Below are 18051 nucleotides of genomic sequence, written 5' to 3'. Positions count from 1 at the left end.
TCGCGGGGGAGGGGGCATTTCCGGGGCTTGCGGGTTCAGACCTCATCGCCATGCCCGGCGCGCAGGCCATCGCGCACGCGATGGGCGATTTCCAGAAATTCCGGTGTGTCGCGGATGTCGAGCGGGCGCGTGCGGGGCAGGGGGCTCTCGATCACGTCGGTGATTCGGCCCGGCCGGGGTGACATCACGACGATCCGGGTGCTCAGATAGACCGCCTCGGGGATAGAGTGGGTGACAAAGCAGATCGTCTTGGTCGTCCGCTCCCATAGCTTCAAGAGTTGCTCGTTTAGGTGATCGCGCACGATCTCGTCCAGCGCGCCAAAGGGTTCATCCATCAAAAGGATGTCCGCGTCGAAGGCGAGGGCGCGTGCGATCGAGGCGCGCTGTTGCATGCCGCCCGAGAGCTGCCAGGGAAACTTCTTTTCAAACCCTGTCAGGTCGACCAGTTCCAACACCCGGTTCACCCGCTCGGTCTGGTCGGATTTGTCATAGCCCATGATCTCAAGCGGCAAGCGGATATTGCCGCCGATGGTGCGCCAGGGGTACAGCCCCGCCGCCTGGAACACGTAGCCATAGGCGCGCGCGCGGCGGGCCTCTTCGGCGCTCACGCCATTGACCGTGATCGTGCCGCCTGTGGGGTGCTCCAGATCGGCCATGCAGCGCAGCAAGGTCGTCTTGCCGCAGCCAGAAGGGCCGATAAAGCTGACGAAATCGCCTTTGCCCACCTCCAGATTGACATCCTTGAGCGCGTGCACCGGCCCGTCATTGGTTTGAAAAGTCAGCGACAGATCGCGCGCGCTGATCACGGTATCGTTGCTCAAGTCTCATCCCCTGCTGGCCCGGGGCATACTGCGCCCGGCTGGCTCGTTCTTGTCAAGTGGTGCGCCCCCGCAAACTGGACGGGCGCACCCGTTTTTCAGATCCCCGCCGGGATGTTCAGCGGATCGCGCTGGATCATCTTGGGGGCGGTCAGCGCCTTCCATTTCGACAGCGCCTGATGGGCGGATGGAAAGGCGGGCCGTGGCACGAACCGGCCGCGCCCGGGCTGGGGCTGCGAATTCTGCCCCCATGCCCAGATCACTTCGCCCCGGCTGATGGTGTAGCGCGGTTGCGCCTTGACCTCGAAGCCCTCGAAGACGTTGTAATCGAGGATCGAATGATGGTTCGAGGCGCTGATCGTCTTGCTGATCTTCGGGTCCCAGACGACGATGTCCGCATCCGCCCCTTCCACGAGCGCGCCCTTCTTGGGGTAGATGTTGAGGATCTTGGCCACGTTCGACGATGTCACGGCGACAAATTCATTGAGCGTCAGGCGGCCGGTCTCGACCCCATGCGTCCAAAGCACGGCGAGCCGCTCTTCGAGGCCGTTGGAGCCATTGGGTATCTTGGTGAAGTCACCCAGACCCATGCGTTTCTGCTCGGTTGAAAAGGCGGCGTGATCTGTTGCCACGACCTGCAGCGAGCCGGCCTGAAGCCCGGCCCAGAGACCGTCCTGATGGTCCTTGGACCGGAACGGCGGCGACATCACGCGGCGCGCGGCATGATCCCAGTCGGTGTTGAAATACACCGACTCGTCCAATGTCAGGAATTGCGCCAGTGGCTCGCCATAGACCCGCATGCCCTTTTGCCGCGCGCGCCGGATCGCCTCATGCGCCTGCTCGCAACTGACATGCACGATATAGAGCGGCACCCCCGCCGCGTCGGCGATCATGATCGCGCGGTTGGCCGCCTCGCCCTCGACCTCGGGCGGGCGCGAATAGGCGTGCCCCTCGGGGCCGGTGATGCCCTGCTCCAGCATCTGTTGCTGCAGGTCGGCCACGATGTCGCCGTTCTCGGCATGCACCATCGGCAGCGCGCCCAGCTCCTTGCAGCGCTTGAAGGAGGCGAACATCTCGTCGTCCTCGATCATCAGCGCGCCCTTGTAGGCCATGAAATGCTTGAACGAGTTGACGCCCATCTCGACGGCGTCTTTCATTTCGTCAAAGATGGTCTCGTTCCAGCCGGTGACCGCCATGTGATAGCCGATGTCAGAACAGATCTGCGGAGCCGACTTGCGGTGCCACTCGTTGATCGCATTCTTGATCGAGCCGTCCGCGCCGGGCAGGCAGAAATCGACCAGCATGGTGGTGCCGCCACAGGCCGCAGCCCAGGTGCCGGTCTCAAAGGTTTCGGCGGCCGTGGTGCCCATGAACGGCATTTCCAGATGTGTGTGCGGGTCGATCCCGCCGGGGATCACATAGGCCCCCTCGGCGTCGATATATTCGTCGCCTTTGAGATCTTCGCCGATCCGGCTGATGGTCTCGCCTTCGATCATCACGTCGGCCTTCCAGGTGCGGTCGGCGGTGACAACGGTTCCGTTCTTGATGACTTTGGTGGTCATGTCCTGTCTCCCTGTCTACTTGCCCCCGGGCTTCATCGTTCCGAAAATACTCCGGGGGTTTGGGGGCTGGCCCCCAATCAATCCACAATCTCCGCCGTCTCCAGCACCGCGTGCAGCAGCACATCCGCCCCCGCGCGCGCCCAGTCGGGGGTGATCTCCTCGGCCTCGTTATGGCTCAGCCCGTCCTTGCAGGGGCACATCACCATGGTGGTGGGATAGATCTTGTTGACCCAGCAGGCATCGTGCCCGGCGCCCGAGACGATATCCATATGGCTGTAGCCCAGACGTTCGGCGGCGTTGCGCACCCGGCCCACCAGGGTCTCGTCAAAGGCGGGCGGATCAAAAAAGCCCACCACTTCGGATTTGAAATTGACGCCCACATCGGCACAGAGCCCCGGTGCGGTCTCGTTCAGCTCGGTGACCATCGCCTCCAGCGTCTCGAGCACGTGAGAGCGGAAATCGACGGTGAACACGACCTTTTCGGGGATGATGTTGCGGCTGTTGGGATAGACGTCGATCTGGCCGATCGCGCCCACGGCATTGGGCTGATATTGCAGGGCAATTTCATGCACCAGTTCGGTCACCCGCGCCAATGCCCGGCCCGCGTTGCGGCGCATGTACATCGGCGTGGAGCCGGTATGCTGGCCCTTGCCGGTCACCGTGCATTCGATCCAGCGCAGGCCCTGACCGTGGGTGACGACGCCGACCTGCTTGTTTTCGGCCTCCAGTATCGGGCCCTGCTCGATATGCAGCTCGAAAAAGGCGTGCATCTTGCGGTCGCCGACCTTTTCGGGGCCCTTCCAGCCGATCCGCTCCAGCTCGTCGCCAAAGCGCTTGCCCGCGGCATCGACCCGGTCATAGGCCCAATCGCGGTCGAGCACCCCCGCGAACACGCCCGAGGCCAGCATGGCGGGGGCAAAGCGGGTGCCTTCCTCATTGGTCCAGTTGGTGACGACGATCGGATGCTTTGTCTTGATATCGAGGTCGTTGAGGGTGCGGATGATCTCCAGCCCGGCCAGCACGCCGAGCACGCCGTCGTATTTGCCGCCCGTGGGCTGGGTGTCGAGATGGCTGCCCACGTAAACCGGCAGCGCCTGCGCGTCGGTGCCTTCGCGCCGCGCGAACATGTTGCCCATCTCATCGAGGCCCATGGTCATGCCCGCCGCCTCGCACCAGGACTGAAACACCGCGCGCCCCTCGGCATCCTCGTCGGTCAGCGTCTGGCGGTTGTTACCGCCTGCCACGCCGGGGCCGATCTCGGCCATTTCCATGATGCTGTCCCACAGCCGCTCGCTGTTGATCTTCAGGTTTTCGCCGGGTGCCGTCATCATTGCCCTCATTGTGTCGATGCAAGGGGAGTCTTGTGGACCCTTGCCGCTTTTTTACCATTTGGTAAACTTACGATTGCGTGGGGCATGGTCCCTGTCAAGATTCGTCTTGGGACAGAGTGCCGATCTGGCTAAGCTGCATGCAAGGGCGGTCAAAAAAGTGCCCCTTCAGGGAAAGGACGAGAATGCCACAAGCCCCCGTTGCACAGGCCAGTCGAAAACCAAGCAGAATTCAGCTGCGAAACCGCAAGCGCATCCTCGATGCTGCGCTGGAGGTGTTTTCCGCGCATGGATATCGCGGGGCGACTCTGGATCAGATCGCGGCAGAGGCCGGGCTGAGCAAGCCGAACATTCTTTATTATTTCGAAGGCAAGCAAGAGATTCATGTCACCTTGCTCAATCAACTGATGCACGCGTGGCTGGCCCCCTTGCGCGCGGTTGATCCTGATGGAAATCCGCTTGAGGAACTCATGACCTATGTGCAGCGCAAGCTGGACATGTCGCGGGATCTGCCGCGCGAGAGCCGTCTGTTCGCCAATGAGATCTTGCAGGGCGCGCCGCGCATGGCCCCGCATCTGGAAAGTGTCCTGAAGCCGCTAGTCGATGAGACTGCGGCGGTCATCGATGGCTGGATCGAGGCTGGACGGCTGGCGCCTGTCGATCCAAGGCATCTGCTCTTTTCCATCTGGGCCACGACGCAGCATTATGCAGATTTCGAGGCGCAGGTGCGGGTGTTGACGAGCGCGCAGGATGTGCATGACACTGCGGCGTCGCATCTGGACCGGATGTTTCGCAGGTTACTGACACCTGATCGGGATGTGATCTAGGTCAACGTATTGACGTTAAACAACTTTCAGCGCTGATGGCCCCTGTACGCAGTTTTTGACGGTATTGGCTCTGGTAGAGGTCGCCACGATTTGGCACAAGTCTGCTCAGGCAGGTTCCATCAAGACAGCCGCCGATTGAAAAGAAAGACATGCCAGCCAATGCAGATTGAACCGACCGTTTTACCAGGGGTGTTTATCGTTTCGCCTGCCCGACATGGTGACAGTCGGGGGTTCTTCAGCGAGAGTTGGAGCCGCCGGTCGATGGCGGAGGCCGGACTCGACGTTGATTTCGTGCAGGACAATCATTCCCTTTCAGAGCATGCCGGGACCATTCGCGGGTTGCATTTTCAGGCGCCCCCGCATGCGCAGGCCAAGCTGGTACGGTGTGGTCGCGGCGCGCTTTTCGACGTGGCGGTGGATGTGCGCCGGGGCAGCCCGACCTATGGGCATTGGGTCGGGGTGGAGCTGAGCTTTGAAAACGGGCGCCAGCTCTTTGTTCCCGAAGGGTTCCTGCATGGCTTTATGACGCGTGCGCCGATGACGGAAATCATTTACAAATGTTCGGATTATTACGCACCCGACTGCGATGGCGCGGTCCGGTTCGACGATCCGGACATCGGCATCGACTGGGGTGTTGATCGCGCCGACGTTATTCTGAGCGATAAAGATGCCCGGGCGCAAAACCTGTCCGGGTTCCAAAGCCCGTTCACGATCGAGGAGACATAGTGATCGGGCCAGCCATAACCGCAACCGGGACTTGTGGCCATCATCCGGGGCCGTCGCGTGAGCTTGCGTCGACGCGGGGCGGCCGGGCTCAAAAAGACGCAGGGCGCGATGTCAAAGTTGCACCAACAGGGAGCGTGGGATGAACATCCTTGTGTTTGGCAAGACGGGACAGGTGGCGCGTGAGTTGCAAAGGATTGCAGATGTAACGGCATTGGGCCGCGATGACGCGGATCTGAGCCGGCCCGAACGCTGCGCCGAGGCGATCAGGACCGCCGCGCCTGATCTGGTGATCAACGCCGCCGCCTACACCGCCGTTGACCGGGCCGAGGAGGACGAAGCGCAAGCGACTCTGATCAATGCCGACGCGCCGGGGGCGATGGCGCGCGCCTGCGCCGCGCAGAACATTCCATTTTGTCACATTTCGACGGATTACGTGTTTGACGGCACCGGCACCGAACCGCGCAGCCCATCCGATCCGGTGGCACCTTGCAATGCCTACGGTCGCAGCAAGCGTGCAGGCGAGGTGGCGGTGCGCGATGCGGGCGGACGCGCGGCGATCCTGCGCACGTCCTGGGTCGTCTCGGCCCACGGCAACAATTTTATCAAGACGATGCTGCGCCTCGCGGAAACGCGCGAGAGCCTCACTGTTGTTGAGGATCAGATCGGCGGACCGACCCCTGCGGCGGATATCGCGGCGGCGCTGTTGCGGATCGGGCGCGCCATGGTCGCAGGACACGAGGGCGGACTATACCATTTCAGCGGTGCGCCGGATACCAGCTGGGCCGGTTTCGCACGCGAGATATTCTCGCGCTCCGGTGCCGAGGTCGATGTATTCGGGATCCCGACATCGGAATATCCGACGCCGGCACCAAGACCGCTGAATTCCCGGCTTGACTGCGGCACGCTGGAGGCGGACTTTGGCATCGCGCGCCCGGACTGGAGAGCCGGTCTATCACTTATTCTTAAAGATCTGGCGCTAACATGACTGTCTTGCAAGCAGACACGGCCCTTGTGCTAGGCAAAAGTGGGCCACAAAGTTCGGAGCACCATTTGCAGAGGCTGACACAACATTCGGCCCACTTATCCAACCGGTATCTCACGTGGCGTGAATATCGCCATGTTGCGAATTTGCAGAGTGTCCCTGATCAGACTGTTCCCGTCCCGTTTAAAGAAAACCCAACGTCTAGTGCGGACTGTGAGTGCCATCCAGTCAAAGTTGCGTTCTGAGTCATGCCAAAGAAACCCAAGCCTCACGTTGTCATTCTAATGGCCGTATATAATGGCGGTGAGTTTCTGTCCGAACAATTGCAGAGCATCGTGGCGCAGGACCATCCGCACTGGCAGTTGATCGCCAGCGATGATGGCTCGTCTGACGGCAGCGCGCGTGTGCTTGAAGAGTTTGCCGCAACGACGGCGGCCACCTGCCTGTCAGGGCCGGGTCAGGGCGGTGCCGCGAATTTCTTGTCCCTGATTCGCCGGGCGGCCGATCATGCGCCGCCTGATCATTGGCTGGCGTTTTGTGATCAGGATGACGTGTGGTTGCCTGACAAGGTTTCTCGGGGGGTTGCGGCGCTTGAGGCTGAGGATCCGCAGCGCCCGGCGCTCTATTGTAGCCGTACATGGATCGTGGATGATACGCTGGATAACAGACGTCTTTCCGCCGAGCGCCCCCGCTGCCCGTCCTTTCGCAATGCGCTGGTGCAAAATGTGGCGTCGGGCAACACGATCATTCTCAACGCCGCTGCCGCGCGTCTTGTCGAGGCGTCTTCGGAACATGTCGAGCGGGTCGTTGTGCACGATTGGTGGGTTTATCAATTGATCACCGGGGCGGGTGGTGTGGTGGTGCATGACGACGCGCCAACGCTTTTCTATCGCCAGCATGGCGTGAACCAGATCGGTGCGAATGATACTGGCGCGGCTCGTCTGCGGAGGCTGTGGCAATTGTTACAGGGTCAGTTCCGCGACTGGAATGAGACCAATATCGCGGCGCTATCGCGGCTTGAGGGTAATCTGACGCAGGAAAACCGTCAGATCCTGTCGGAATTCGTAGCCATGCGTGAAGGGCCATTGCCGAACCGTTTGGCGCGTTTGCACCAACTGGGTCTTTACAGGCAAAGCCGCATAAGTACGCTGGCGCTTTGGGTGTCGGTGGTGCTGAAACGGCTCTGAGTGGCGCAGAAAGGGCTTGCACGCCGGAGGCGGTCTGCCACACTTTCGCAAACGATATATCCCGGCAGGAGCCAATGATGACCGACGATCCCGACCGCCATGCGATGAAGATGGCCAAGAAAAAAGCGGCCCGTGACAAGATCATGGCCACCAAGACCGATGAGAAGGGCCTGATCATCGTCCACACCGGAAAGGGCAAGGGCAAATCCTCTGCCGCGTTCGGTATGATCTTTCGCTGTATCGCGCATGACATGAAATGCGCGGTGGTGCAGTTCATAAAGGGGGGGATGAGCACCGGCGAGCGGGACATGATCCTGTCGAAATTTTCGGACACCTGCGCGTTTCATACCATGGGCGAGGGGTTTACCTGGGAAACACAGGATCGCACCCGTGACACGGAGATGGCACAGGCGGCCTGGGCCAGGGCCAAGGACCTGATCCGCGATGAGAGCAACAAGATGGTGTTGCTGGACGAAATCAATATTGCCCTGCGCTATGACTATCTCGATATCAACGAGGTGGTGCAGTTCCTCGCCGAGGAAAAGCCCCACATGACCCATGTCGTGCTCACCGGGCGCAACGCCAAGGATGAGCTGATCGAGATCGCCGATCTCGTCACAGAGATGGAACTGGTCAAGCATCCGTTCCGCTCGGGCATCAAGGCGCAGATCGGGGTGGAGTTCTGAGCGATGGCCAAGACCCGGTTGCTGACCGAATTCGGCATGGGCACGTCGCTGCGGCGCCAGGATTACACCGAGGCCGCCGCACGCGCGGTGCGCGATGCGCTCTGGCACAACTCGATCAATCTGGCAGAGCTGTTCGGCTTTGAAAAAACCGACATGCTGATCGATCTCGATATCGCGGTGCAGGCCCCCGACGCCGTGGATGTCGACGCCCTGCGCGCGATCTTTCCTTATGGTCAGGTCACGGTTCACGTGGCGCAGGGCGGTCTCGATATTCCGCGCCCGGTGGGGCGGCCCACGGTCATCGCCAATGCCGCTATATCTGTGTCCTTCGACATGGAGCCAAGCGCATGAGCGAGCAGCGTTTCATTATCGAGATGGGCATGGGCAACGATCTGCACGGCATGGATTATCAAAAGGCCGCCGCCCGGGCGATCGAGGATGCGATCCGCCATTCCACGATACCGATGTTCTTGAATACGACCCTGCGGCATCAGGACATGCGGGTTGTCGTGACGGTCGGCGTGCAAGAGCCTGAACAGGTCGATCCCGAGGCATTGACCGAAGGCCTGCCACGGGGACAGGCCAACGTGCGGGTTGTGCCCGGCGGGCAGAACGTGACCGATCCGGTCAGTGGAGAAACGCTGGTGATCGCCACTGCGGCAGTCGAGGCGTTTTTTCCGTCTCAGACAAAGCAATGGAGTTTGACCGGGACAGATGTTGGATCGGTGAACTGATTGTTATTGAGCGGCCTTTGGCCGCGTATCGCGCGGCGTGCCTCAATCGGATCCCGGCGCATGACCACCCTTGGCCGTTAGCAAGCTGCCACCAAGACCAAAGGACAGGCTTGCCGTATTTGGGGTGCGGTCATATGATCTGACCAATTCATAAGGGCGCGCGCATGCCATTTCAGAAAGTCACACCGGAAAAACTCTCGACCGCCGTTACCCGGCAAATCGAAAAACTCATACTCAGGGGCATTCTGCGTCCGGGTGAGCGTTTGCCCGCAGAGCGGGAACTTGCCGAGAAGCTTGGCGTGTCGCGGCCATCTCTGCGCGAGGCTGTTTCGGAATTGCAGGACAAGGGCCTGCTGAGCGCCCGCGCCGGCGCGGGCATTTACGTGGCTGATGTTCTGGGCAGCGCATTTTCCGCCGCGTTGATCCAGCTTTTCGCCGAGCATGACGAGGCCGTATTCGACTATATCGGCTTTCGCCGTGATCTGGAGGGACTTGCGGCCTGCCGCGCCGCGCGTCTGGCCTCCGACACGGATTTGCAGGTGATCCAGACACTTATGGACAAGATGGAAGCGGCCCACAGGAAAACCAACCCGGCAGACGAGGCGCGGCTCGATGCCGAGTTTCATATGGCGATCATCGAGGCCAGTCACAACGTGGTCATGCTGCACATGATGCGGTCGATGTTTCAGTTGCTGCGCGAGGGCGTGTTCTACAACCGCCAGGTGATGTTCAAACAGCGGACCACGCGCGGCGCATTGCTGGATCAGCACCGGGCCATCAATACAGCCATTCAGGCGCGTGACCCGGATGCGGCGCGCAAGGCGGTCGATGCCCACCTCAACTACGTTGAAAAAGCACTGGCCGATCAGAAGAAAGCCGACCGGAACGAGGCCATTGCGCGGCAGCGGTTCGAGCACGAACAATCGCGCTAAATCCGACCCGCCAAAAATATCAGCATCGAAGGCCACGATCGCGCGGCAGAGGCTTTTTTTGCTCCATATAAATTTTACCAATTGATAAAATTTCGAATCGTGGAATACTGAATTCAGCCATCTTTGACTGGAGACAGCCATGAGTGACCGCATGTTAGACCCTGGTATTGCCGCTGGCCGCCTTGAGCCCGAGCAGTTGAGCGGAAACTTTTCCGACCTGCACCCGCCCCTCGACGATCACGAGGCGCTGGTTGCCGCGGATCGGTGTTATTTCTGCCATGATGCGCCCTGCATCACGGCCTGCCCCACCTCGATCGACATCCCGCTCTTTATCCGGCAGATCGCCACCGGCACCCCCGAAGCGGCGGCCGAGACGATATTCGAGCAGAATATCCTCGGCGGGATGTGCGCCCGCGTGTGCCCCACGGAAACGCTCTGTGAAGAGGCCTGCGTGCGCGAGGCGGCAGAGGGCAAGCCCGTGCTCATCGGCCAGTTGCAGCGTTACGCCACCGATACGGTCATGGCGCAGGGCGTGCACCCGTTCACCCGCGCGGCGCCGACCGGGCGGCAGGTTGCGGTCGTGGGGGCCGGGCCCGCCGGTCTGGCCTGTGCGCATCGGTTGTCGATGCACGGGCATGACGTGACGCTCTACGATGGCCGGGCCAAGCCCGGCGGCCTGAATGAGTTTGGCATCGCCGCTTACAAGAGCACCGACAGTTTCGCGGCGCGCGAGGTGGATTGGCTGATGCAGATCGGCGGCATCACGCTGGAGACCGGCAAGCGCCTTGGACGCGAACTGTCCCTCGCGGAACTGCGTGAAGGGTTTGATGCGGTATTCCTCGGCATTGGCCTTGGTGGGGTGAACGCGCTGGACTTGGCAGGCGAAGATCGCGAAGGCATGCGCGACGCGGTCGATTTCATCGCCGATTTGCGTCAGGCCGAGGATCTGGCCGGTCTGCCGATCGGGCGTGACGTGGTGGTGATTGGCGGCGGCATGACGGCGGTGGATGCAGCCGTGCAAGCCAGGCTTCTGGGCGCGCTCAACGTCAGCCTCGTTTACCGGCGCGGACGCGAGCGGATGAACGCCAGCCGCTATGAGCAGGACCTGGCCGCCGCCAAGGGGGTGCGCATCATCACCAATGCAACGCCAATTGCCGTGCATGGCAATGGCGCGGTGCGTGAGGTCGAGTTCGAGTATACCGACGACGCGCTGACGCCCACCGGCCAGCGGTTTCGACTGGCGGCCGATCAGGTGTTCAAGGCCATCGGCCAGACCCTTGAAGGGCCCGATTTACCTGAATTGGATGGGCGCAAGATCGCCATCAGCGGCGCCGGGCGCACGTCTCTGCCCGGTGTCTGGGCCGGGGGCGATTGTTCGGCAGGCGGCGATGACCTGACCGTCACGGCGGTGGCCGAGGGCCGCGATGCCGCCGAAGATATCCACGCCAGCCTCGGCGCACAGGCGTAGAAGGGAGATAGAGTCATGGCTGACCTTACAACGAATTTCATCGGCATTACCTCACCCAACCCGTTCTGGCTGGCCTCCGCGCCGCCGACGGACAAGGAATACAACGTCCGCCGCGCCTTCGAGGCCGGCTGGGGCGGGGTTGTCTGGAAAACGCTGGGCGAGGCGGGGCCGCCGGTCGTCAATGTCAACGGTCCGCGATATGGCGCGATCTACGGGGCCGACCGGCGCCTGCTGGGCCTCAACAATATCGAGCTGATCACCGACCGCTCTCTCGAAGTGAACCTCGAAGAGATGACGCGGGTCAAGCGGGATTGGCCCGACCGCGCCCTGATCGCAAGCCTCATGGTGCCCGTCAATGAAGACAGCTGGCGCGACATCCTGCGCCGGGTCGAGGATACCGGCTGCGATGGCGTCGAACTGAACTTTGGCTGCCCCCACGGGATGAGCGAGCGCGGCATGGGCAGCGCCGTGGGGCAGGTGCCGGAATATGTCGGTCAGGTGGCGCATTGGTGCAAAAAGCACTCTAGCCTTCCGGTCATCGTCAAACTGACGCCGAATATCACTGATATCCGCAAACCCGCGCAGGCGGCCAAGGACGGCGGCGCCGATGCCGTCAGCCTCATCAACACCATCAATTCCATCACCTCGGTCGATCTCGACCTCTTTTCACCAGAGCCCACGATCGACGGCCAAGGCGCGCATGGCGGCTATTGCGGACCTGCGGTCAAGCCCATCGCGCTCAACATGGTGGCCGAGATCGCCCGCGATCCGGCAACCCGAGGCATGCCGATCAGCGGCATCGGCGGCGTGACCACATGGCGCGACGCAGCCGAGTTTCTGGCGCTCGGTGCGGGCAACGTGCAGGTTTGCACAGCCGCCATGACCTACGGGTTCAAGGTCGTGCAGGAAATGATCTCGGGCCTGTCGCAATACATGGACGACAAGGGCTTTGCCTCGGTTGACGAGTTGGTGGGCCGCGCGGTGCCCAATGTGGTCAATTGGCAGGATCTCAACCTCAACTATGTCGCCAAGGCGCGGATCAATCAGGACGAGTGCATCAAATGCGGGCGGTGTTATGCCGCCTGTGAGGATACCAGCCATCAGGCCATCGCCATGTCGGAAGACCGTGTCTTTACCGTCAAGGACGAGGAATGCGTGGCCTGCAATCTCTGCGTCAATGTCTGCCCCGTCGAGGGCTGTATCACGATGGAGCCGATGGCGGCGGGGGCCGTTGACCCGCGCACCGGCGAGGTGGTGCGCGAAGACTATGCAAACTGGACCACGCATCCCAACAATCCGGGGAAATGCGCGGCAGAGTAGCTTGTGTGCGGCGTGGCTCGCGGCACGCGCCTCGTGTCAGCCGCGCCTGCTGCCCCGCACGAGGGATCGGAGGCGGTGCCTGATCCGCATTGGCAAAGAGCGCATGAGGGTCGCCACTTTGGCTTCCAGATCCCGAATGTGCGCCTCGCGGGCCTCCAATTCCTGCTGCTTCGCCGCGACACGGCCTTCCAACTCTGCGGCCCTGTCGCGTTGCGCACCGAGGGCGGCATCCTTGTCCCGGATCGCGTCCTCAAGCGCGGCAATGCGTTTGCCGCGTTCCAACAAGCCGGTGGCGTCATCCTTGCGTATCTGGTGAAAGCGGGTCTGTTGTTCGGCGAGGATCGCATCCTTTTCTGACAGCTCGGCCTGACACGCCTTCAAGTGCTTGCGTGCCGCCTGAGCCTCGGCGCGGGCCGAGTCGCGCGCGCGCTCAGCCTCTGCCATACGCTGACGGTCGGCGCGGTAGTCCTCAAGCGCCATTTCGGGTGAGACGTCACGCCGGGAAACCGGGTCATCGGACAGATGATCGGTGCTGTCCTGCACCGCGTCGATCAGCGCGACAAGATCTTGCCTGTCACGTATGAGGGCCTCGGAGATGAGGCCGGGCACGGGACCGGGTGCGACCGGTTCCCGTGTATCCACCATGGGCGCGCGTGGCATGGGATGCAAACCAAGCCGCTCAAGACCCTTGAGCCGATTGGCGTGCAGGTCTTCGGCCTCGAAGAGACATGCGCGGTCCTGATACTGCCGACGCAAGGTCAGCATCTCGCGCGCCGCGTCCGCCCAGCTGTCAAGCACCGTGCCGGGGTCCGCCTCCGCGTCGATTGCCCGCGCCACAAATCCGACCGGTGCGGGGTATATCAGGCACAGCCTTGCCGTCTCGTCGGTCGCGAGAGCGGCACGCGCACCGGCGGCACCCCGGCATGTCTGAACGCGCCATGTGCTGCTCGTCTGATCGTCGGGCGGCGTCAGCGTCGCGGCGCATGTGGCGGCGTCGTGCTCTGAAACGGTCCAGATAACGACGCTGATTTCCTCTGGCATCACAATATCCGTTTCTGACCGTCGCACACGGCCTCAGCCACGCGCGTAGATGTCCTCGTAACGGATGATGTCATCCTCACCCAGATAGGTGCCGGTCTGCACCTCGATCAGAACCATGGGCACCTTGCCCGGGTTCTCCATCCTGTGAACCGCGCCAAGCGGGATATAGACCGACTGGTTCTCGGTCACCAGCGTGACCTTGTCGTCTATCGTCACCTTGGCGGTGCCTTCGACCACGATCCAATGCTCCGAGCGATGGTGATGGCTCTGCAACGAGAGGGCGGCACCGGGATGCACATGGATGCGTTTGACCTGAAAACGGTCGCCCATCACGAGGCTCTCGAACCAGCCCCACGGACGGTGATCCTTGGGAAAGCTCTCGGCTTGCTTGCGCCCCTTTGTCTTGAGCGCGCTGACCACTTCCTTGACATCCTGCGCGCGCGACACGTCGGCGACAAGAACCGCATCGGGCATGGCCACCGCGATGATATTGTCGAGCCCGATGCCGACAACCTCGAGGCCGCCATCCTCGGAGCGCAGCAATGTGTTGTCGCAATCGATGGCCGTGGCCTGGCCTGACGTGGCCACACCGCGCGCATCTGGGCCGGTCTCGCGCCAGACGGCATCCCAGTCGCCCAGATCCGACCAGCTGCCGGCAAAGGGAATGACCGACAGGTTGGTTGCCTTTTCCATGACCGCATAGTCGATCGAGATGTCCTCGGCTTCGGCCCAGGCCATGGGGTCAAGGCGGTGAAAGCCCAGATCTGGCAGGCTTTTCTCGATGGCGGCCTCTACCGGGCTGATCAACTGCGGCGCATGGATACGGAACGCATCCAGGATCGCGCTGGCCTTGAACAGGAAAATTCCGGCATTCCAAAGGTATGTGTCCTGTGACAGCATATTCGCAGCGGTGTCCGCGTCGGGCTTCTCGACAAAGCGCTTCAGGCCGATTGGGTGGGGCGAAAAATCGCAGGCATCGCCGTCAAGCTCCAGATAGCCATATCCGGTTTCGGCATGGTTTGGCTTGATCCCGAAGGTCACGAGCCGGCCACCACGGGCAGTGTCCATACCCGCAGCCACAGCTTGCCGGAAGGCGGCAGCGTCCGGCACCACGTGATCGGAGGGCGCGACCAGCATCAGCGCCTCAGGGTCGGTGCGCGCCAGCCAGAGCGCGGCGGCCAGCACCGCGGGGGCTGTGTTGCGCCCTGATGGCTCGATCAGGACCGCGCCCGGCTCAATCCCGATATCGGCCAGTTGTTCGCCCACAATGAACCGAAAGTCGGCATTGGTCAGCACAATAGGTGCCGCAAAATCAGCCCCCGACAGACGTTCGGCCGAGGCTTGGAACAATGTCCGGTCCCCCAATAGGGGCGCGAATTGCTTTGGGTAGGATTTGCGCGACAAAGGCCATAGCCGTGTTCCTGAACCGCCACAGAGAAGAACTGGGGTAATCATCAGGCGTCCTTTGCAAGTCTGACTGAAAGTTCAAAAGGTATCCCGAATCCGGGACAGGGAGGCAAGGCAGAATCTGACCAGCCCTCGGTTTCCGCCGAAAATATGCGCCGGGACGTCACCTCGCGCGCAACTGGGCCGGGTCCTGCCGGCAAAACCACTCATAGGTCTGACGCACGCCGTCCCGGAGGGAAATTCCCGCGTGCCAGCCCATGGCCGAGAGGCGGCTCACATCCAGAAGTTTGCGCATGGTGCCATCCGGTTTTGACGGATCGGTGATGATACGACCCTGAAATCCCGTGACCTGCGCCACGAGCTTGGCAAGCTCCAGGACCGAGATATCGGTGCCGGTGCCCACGTTGATGTGGCTCAGCATAGGTCTGGTATTGGCGCAGTAGGTCCGGTGATCGAGGCCCATCACGAAGAGCGAAGCGTCTGCCATGTCGTCAACATGCAAAAACTCACGTCGGGGCGTGCCGCTGCCCCAGATCACGACCTCGTCGCGCCCGTCTTGGGCGGCTGCGTGAAAGCGGCGTATAAGTGCAGGCAGGACGTGGGAATTCTCGGGGTGAAAATTGTCGCCCGGACCATAGAGGTTAGTGGGCATCACCGAGCGGTAGTCGGTGCCGTGCTGGCGGTTATAACTCTCGCAGAGCTTGATGCCCGCGATTTTGGCAATGGCGTAGGGCTCGTTTGTGGACTCGAGTATGCCTGTCAAAAGCGCATCCTCGCGCATCGGTTGCGATGCATCTTTGGGGTAGATGCAGCTTGACCCCAGTTGCAGCAGGCGCTCCACCCCGGCGGCGAAGGCTTGATGGATCACGTTGCATTCGATCATGAGATTGTCGTGGATGAAATCGGCAGGGTAGGTTTTGTTGGCATGAATACCCCCCACCCTTGCGGCTGCGAGGATCACGGTATCGGGCCGCTCTTCGCGCATGAAATCGCGCACCGCATGTTGGTCGGTTAGGTCGAGCTCTGAATGTGTGCGAGTAATGAGGCTCAGATCCTCGCCCGCCGCGCGTCGCGCCTCCAATCGACCCAGGATAGCACCGCCCACCATGCCGCGATGGCCCGCAACATATATACGCATATCGTGTCTCCTGTGTTCCTTATCGCCGCGATACCTTGTTCCAGCCGGATTGTCAGCCGCCTGAGGTAACTTTGGCGATTGATGGGCCGGGCCATTCGCGGTCGAGACGTCGGAACGCAGCTTTCACGCAGGCCGTGTTCCCGGCTGGATAGGATCGAAGCTCTGATCATCGCCAATACCGCTGGTCAGTAAAATGGCGTTTCAATGCACGCCTGCATGCAGGAAGCGAAGGGTTCACTTAAGCGCGCGTTAAGCTTCTGTCAGGCACACTTCCCCATGGCCTTCAAGCAAACGACTCTTTTGATGCTGTGCGTTCTTGCCGGTTGTGGGGTGCCCGGCCCGGCGTTTCGCGGCATTGCGCCGCAAAGTGTCATGGTCGGTCCTAGTATCTTCGAGGTGTACGTGGCGGATATGCGTGCGTTGGCAGTCCGGGTCAATCCTGAATGGGCCCCGCGTTTTGCCTCGGTCGCTCCGCGCGGCGTGGCGGCGATCGAGTTGGTCAGCGGGTGTCGCGTGTCGCGCCTCTGGGGCGATCAGGCGGTAATGGAGGCGTATTTGGATTGTGGAGCAGCCAAGCAGCCCGCGCCGGTCTTGCTCTCGGCGCGCCGTTATGACTGTGAGATCGAACCTGTCTATCGCGGATATGCGGACTTGATCTGCGCCCCGAGTCCTTGAAATCCTCGCGTTATTCTTGTCGCGCCGCGTCGATCCGTGCTCGCGCCGAATTGGACCGTGGCAGCCAGAGCCCCCGGTCAATCGCCTCGGACAGGCGCTCTGCCAGTTCGCGCAGCGCGGGCGGGTTATGCTCCGAGATGAACTCCCGCGTGTCGTCATCCTCAAGAAACGCCGCCTCGACCAGATCGAAGTGATGACCGCGTACCGCGCCCGTCGTGGCGGCAAACGCAAACAGATAATCGACCGTTGCTGCGATCTCGAACGCGCCTTTGTAGCCATGCCGCTTGACGCCTTCGATCCATTTCGGATTGACGACACGTGACCGCACCACGCGGCCGATTTCATCCTCCAGCGTGCGGATGAGAGGGCGCTCGGGGCGGGAATGGTCGTTGTGATAGATCGGGCGGTCGCGACCTTGCAAGGTGCTGACAGCCGCCGCCGCCCCGCCCTCGAATTGATAGTAATCGTCGGAATCAAGCAGATCGTGCTCGCGGTTGTCCTGATTTTGCACGATGGCTTCGGTCTGCCGCAGACGGGTCTCGAACCCGGCGCGATCTGGCGTGCCCGTGTCATTGGCACCGTAGGCATAGCTGCCCCAGGTCAGATAGGCCTCGGCGAGATCCGCCTTGTTCGCCCACAGGCGTTCGTCGATCATCGCCTGAAGGCCTGCACCGTAGGCCCCCGGCCTTGCACCGTAGATGCGTGCGCTCGTGCCCTCACGCCGCGCGCGCGCGGCGGCCGGGTTGGTCTCCTCGGACTCGTCCAGCGCCTGCACGGCACGCGCGGCACTGTCAAAGAGCGCGATCAACTGTGGAAACGCGTCACGGAAGAACCCCGAGATGCGCAGGGTCACATCCACGCGCGGCCGCCCGAGCACGCCCTCGGGCAGGATCTCGAACCCGGTCACGCGGCGGTTGGCGGCATCCCATCTCGGCTTGACCCCCATCAGCGCGAGGGCCTGCGCGATGTCGTCGCCGCCGGTGCGCATGTTGGCCGTACCCCATGCCGTGAGCAACAGGGTGCGCGGCCAGTCGCCATGGGTTTGAAGGTGTTTTTCAATCAACAGGTTGGCCGATTTCCACCCCAATGCCCAAGCGGTTGGTGTGGGCACTGCGCGGCTGTCGACGCTGTAGAAATTGCGCCCCGTGGGCAGGGTGTCGAGCCGCCCGCGCGTCGGTGCCCCGGACGGGCCGGGCGCGAGTGCCCGCCCGTCGAGCGCG

General features: G+C 62.0%; 18 protein-coding genes. 11 read left to right on the top strand and 7 right to left on the bottom strand.

Translation table 11 applies throughout. The features are described 5' to 3' along the window. Positions 1 to 35 precede the first annotated feature (35 nt). From Q0X85_RS14705 to Q0X85_RS14695, 3 genes are all read right to left on the bottom strand, one after another. Positions 36 to 821 carry an ABC transporter ATP-binding protein gene (locus Q0X85_RS14705; protein WP_297773112.1) on the bottom strand — a complete coding sequence of 262 codons (786 nt, stop codon included), beginning with the start codon at positions 819 to 821 and terminating at the stop codon, positions 36 to 38. A gap of 95 nt (positions 822 to 916) precedes the next feature. After that, positions 917 to 2380, bottom strand: coding sequence for a dihydropyrimidinase (gene hydA, locus Q0X85_RS14700; protein WP_297773110.1), 1464 nt, complete (start codon positions 2378 to 2380; stop codon positions 917 to 919). 77 nt (positions 2381 to 2457) lie between these two features. After that, complete coding sequence (locus Q0X85_RS14695) at positions 2458 to 3708, bottom strand: Zn-dependent hydrolase (RefSeq protein WP_297773179.1); 1251 nt, start codon at positions 3706 to 3708, stop codon at positions 2458 to 2460. A gap of 185 nt (positions 3709 to 3893) precedes the next feature. Here Q0X85_RS14695 and Q0X85_RS14690 point away from each other — a divergent pair, with 185 nt between their 5' ends. From Q0X85_RS14690 to preA, 10 genes are all read left to right on the top strand, one after another. Next, positions 3894 to 4535, top strand: coding sequence for a TetR family transcriptional regulator C-terminal domain-containing protein (locus Q0X85_RS14690; protein WP_297773109.1), 642 nt, complete (start codon positions 3894 to 3896; stop codon positions 4533 to 4535). Between the two features lie 159 nt (positions 4536 to 4694). Continuing rightward, the gene (rfbC, locus tag Q0X85_RS14685) at positions 4695 to 5261 is read left to right on the top strand and encodes a dTDP-4-dehydrorhamnose 3,5-epimerase (RefSeq protein WP_297773106.1); all 567 of its coding nucleotides are present in this window, start codon (positions 4695 to 4697) and stop codon (positions 5259 to 5261) included. A 139-nt stretch (positions 5262 to 5400) separates the two neighbouring features. Further along, on the top strand, positions 5401 to 6246 hold the full coding sequence (rfbD, locus tag Q0X85_RS14680) for a dTDP-4-dehydrorhamnose reductase (protein WP_297773103.1): 846 nt from the start codon (positions 5401 to 5403) through the stop codon (positions 6244 to 6246). Between the two features lie 245 nt (positions 6247 to 6491). Beyond that, the gene (locus Q0X85_RS14675) at positions 6492 to 7430 is read left to right on the top strand and encodes a glycosyltransferase family 2 protein (protein ID WP_297773101.1); all 939 of its coding nucleotides are present in this window, start codon (positions 6492 to 6494) and stop codon (positions 7428 to 7430) included. 77 nt (positions 7431 to 7507) lie between these two features. Then, positions 7508 to 8116, top strand: a complete 609-nt coding sequence (cobO, locus tag Q0X85_RS14670) for a cob(I)yrinic acid a,c-diamide adenosyltransferase (RefSeq protein ID WP_297773099.1) — start codon at positions 7508 to 7510, stop codon at positions 8114 to 8116. A gap of 3 nt (positions 8117 to 8119) precedes the next feature. After that, a complete protein-coding gene (locus Q0X85_RS14665) occupies positions 8120 to 8467 on the top strand; it encodes a Lin0512 family protein (RefSeq protein ID WP_297773098.1) in 348 nt (115 codons plus the stop codon). Beyond that, complete coding sequence (locus tag Q0X85_RS14660; protein WP_297773096.1) at positions 8464 to 8850, top strand: Lin0512 family protein; 387 nt, start codon at positions 8464 to 8466, stop codon at positions 8848 to 8850. Before Q0X85_RS14665 ends, Q0X85_RS14660 begins: the two co-directional genes overlap by 4 nt. Positions 8851 to 9014: 164 nt before the next feature. Next, positions 9015 to 9782: an FCD domain-containing protein gene (locus tag Q0X85_RS14655; RefSeq protein WP_297773095.1), complete on the top strand. Its 768-nt coding sequence runs from the start codon at positions 9015 to 9017 to the stop codon at positions 9780 to 9782. 139 nt (positions 9783 to 9921) lie between these two features. Next, the gene (locus Q0X85_RS14650; protein WP_297773094.1) at positions 9922 to 11250 is read left to right on the top strand and encodes an NAD(P)-dependent oxidoreductase; all 1329 of its coding nucleotides are present in this window, start codon (positions 9922 to 9924) and stop codon (positions 11248 to 11250) included. 15 nt (positions 11251 to 11265) lie between these two features. Next, a complete protein-coding gene (gene preA / locus Q0X85_RS14645; protein WP_297773092.1) occupies positions 11266 to 12570 on the top strand; it encodes an NAD-dependent dihydropyrimidine dehydrogenase subunit PreA in 1305 nt (434 codons plus the stop codon). 36 nt (positions 12571 to 12606) lie between these two features. Here the strand turns inward: preA and Q0X85_RS14640 are convergent, their stop codons facing one another. The 3 genes from Q0X85_RS14640 to Q0X85_RS14630 all read right to left on the bottom strand — a co-directional run bounded on the left by Q0X85_RS14640 (position 12607) and on the right by Q0X85_RS14630 (position 16156). Next, positions 12607 to 13611: a hypothetical protein gene (locus tag Q0X85_RS14640; protein ID WP_297773090.1), complete on the bottom strand. Its 1005-nt coding sequence runs from the start codon at positions 13609 to 13611 to the stop codon at positions 12607 to 12609. A 33-nt stretch (positions 13612 to 13644) separates the two neighbouring features. Continuing rightward, complete coding sequence (locus Q0X85_RS14635) at positions 13645 to 15066, bottom strand: mannose-1-phosphate guanylyltransferase/mannose-6-phosphate isomerase (protein WP_297773088.1); 1422 nt, start codon at positions 15064 to 15066, stop codon at positions 13645 to 13647. Between the two features lie 115 nt (positions 15067 to 15181). Continuing rightward, positions 15182 to 16156 (bottom strand): GDP-L-fucose synthase, encoded by a 975-nt coding sequence (locus Q0X85_RS14630; protein WP_297773086.1) that lies wholly within the window; start codon positions 16154 to 16156, stop codon positions 15182 to 15184. 216 nt (positions 16157 to 16372) lie between these two features. On the opposite strand from Q0X85_RS14630, the gene Q0X85_RS14625 reads away from it, so the two are divergent. Beyond that, the gene (locus Q0X85_RS14625) at positions 16373 to 16831 is read left to right on the top strand and encodes a hypothetical protein (protein WP_297773085.1); all 459 of its coding nucleotides are present in this window, start codon (positions 16373 to 16375) and stop codon (positions 16829 to 16831) included. A gap of 10 nt (positions 16832 to 16841) precedes the next feature. On the opposite strand, the gene Q0X85_RS14620 is transcribed toward Q0X85_RS14625, so the two are convergent. Continuing rightward, positions 16842 to 18051: cobaltochelatase subunit CobN (locus Q0X85_RS14620; RefSeq protein ID WP_297773083.1), on the bottom strand; the 1210-nt coding region annotated here is incomplete at its 5' end.

This window comes from uncultured Roseovarius sp. (assembly GCF_947259555.1).
GTDB lineage: Bacteria > Pseudomonadota > Alphaproteobacteria > Rhodobacterales > Rhodobacteraceae > Roseovarius.
Note: the sequence above shows the minus strand (reverse complement) of the source record. Positions and strands in the feature narration are given on the sequence as shown.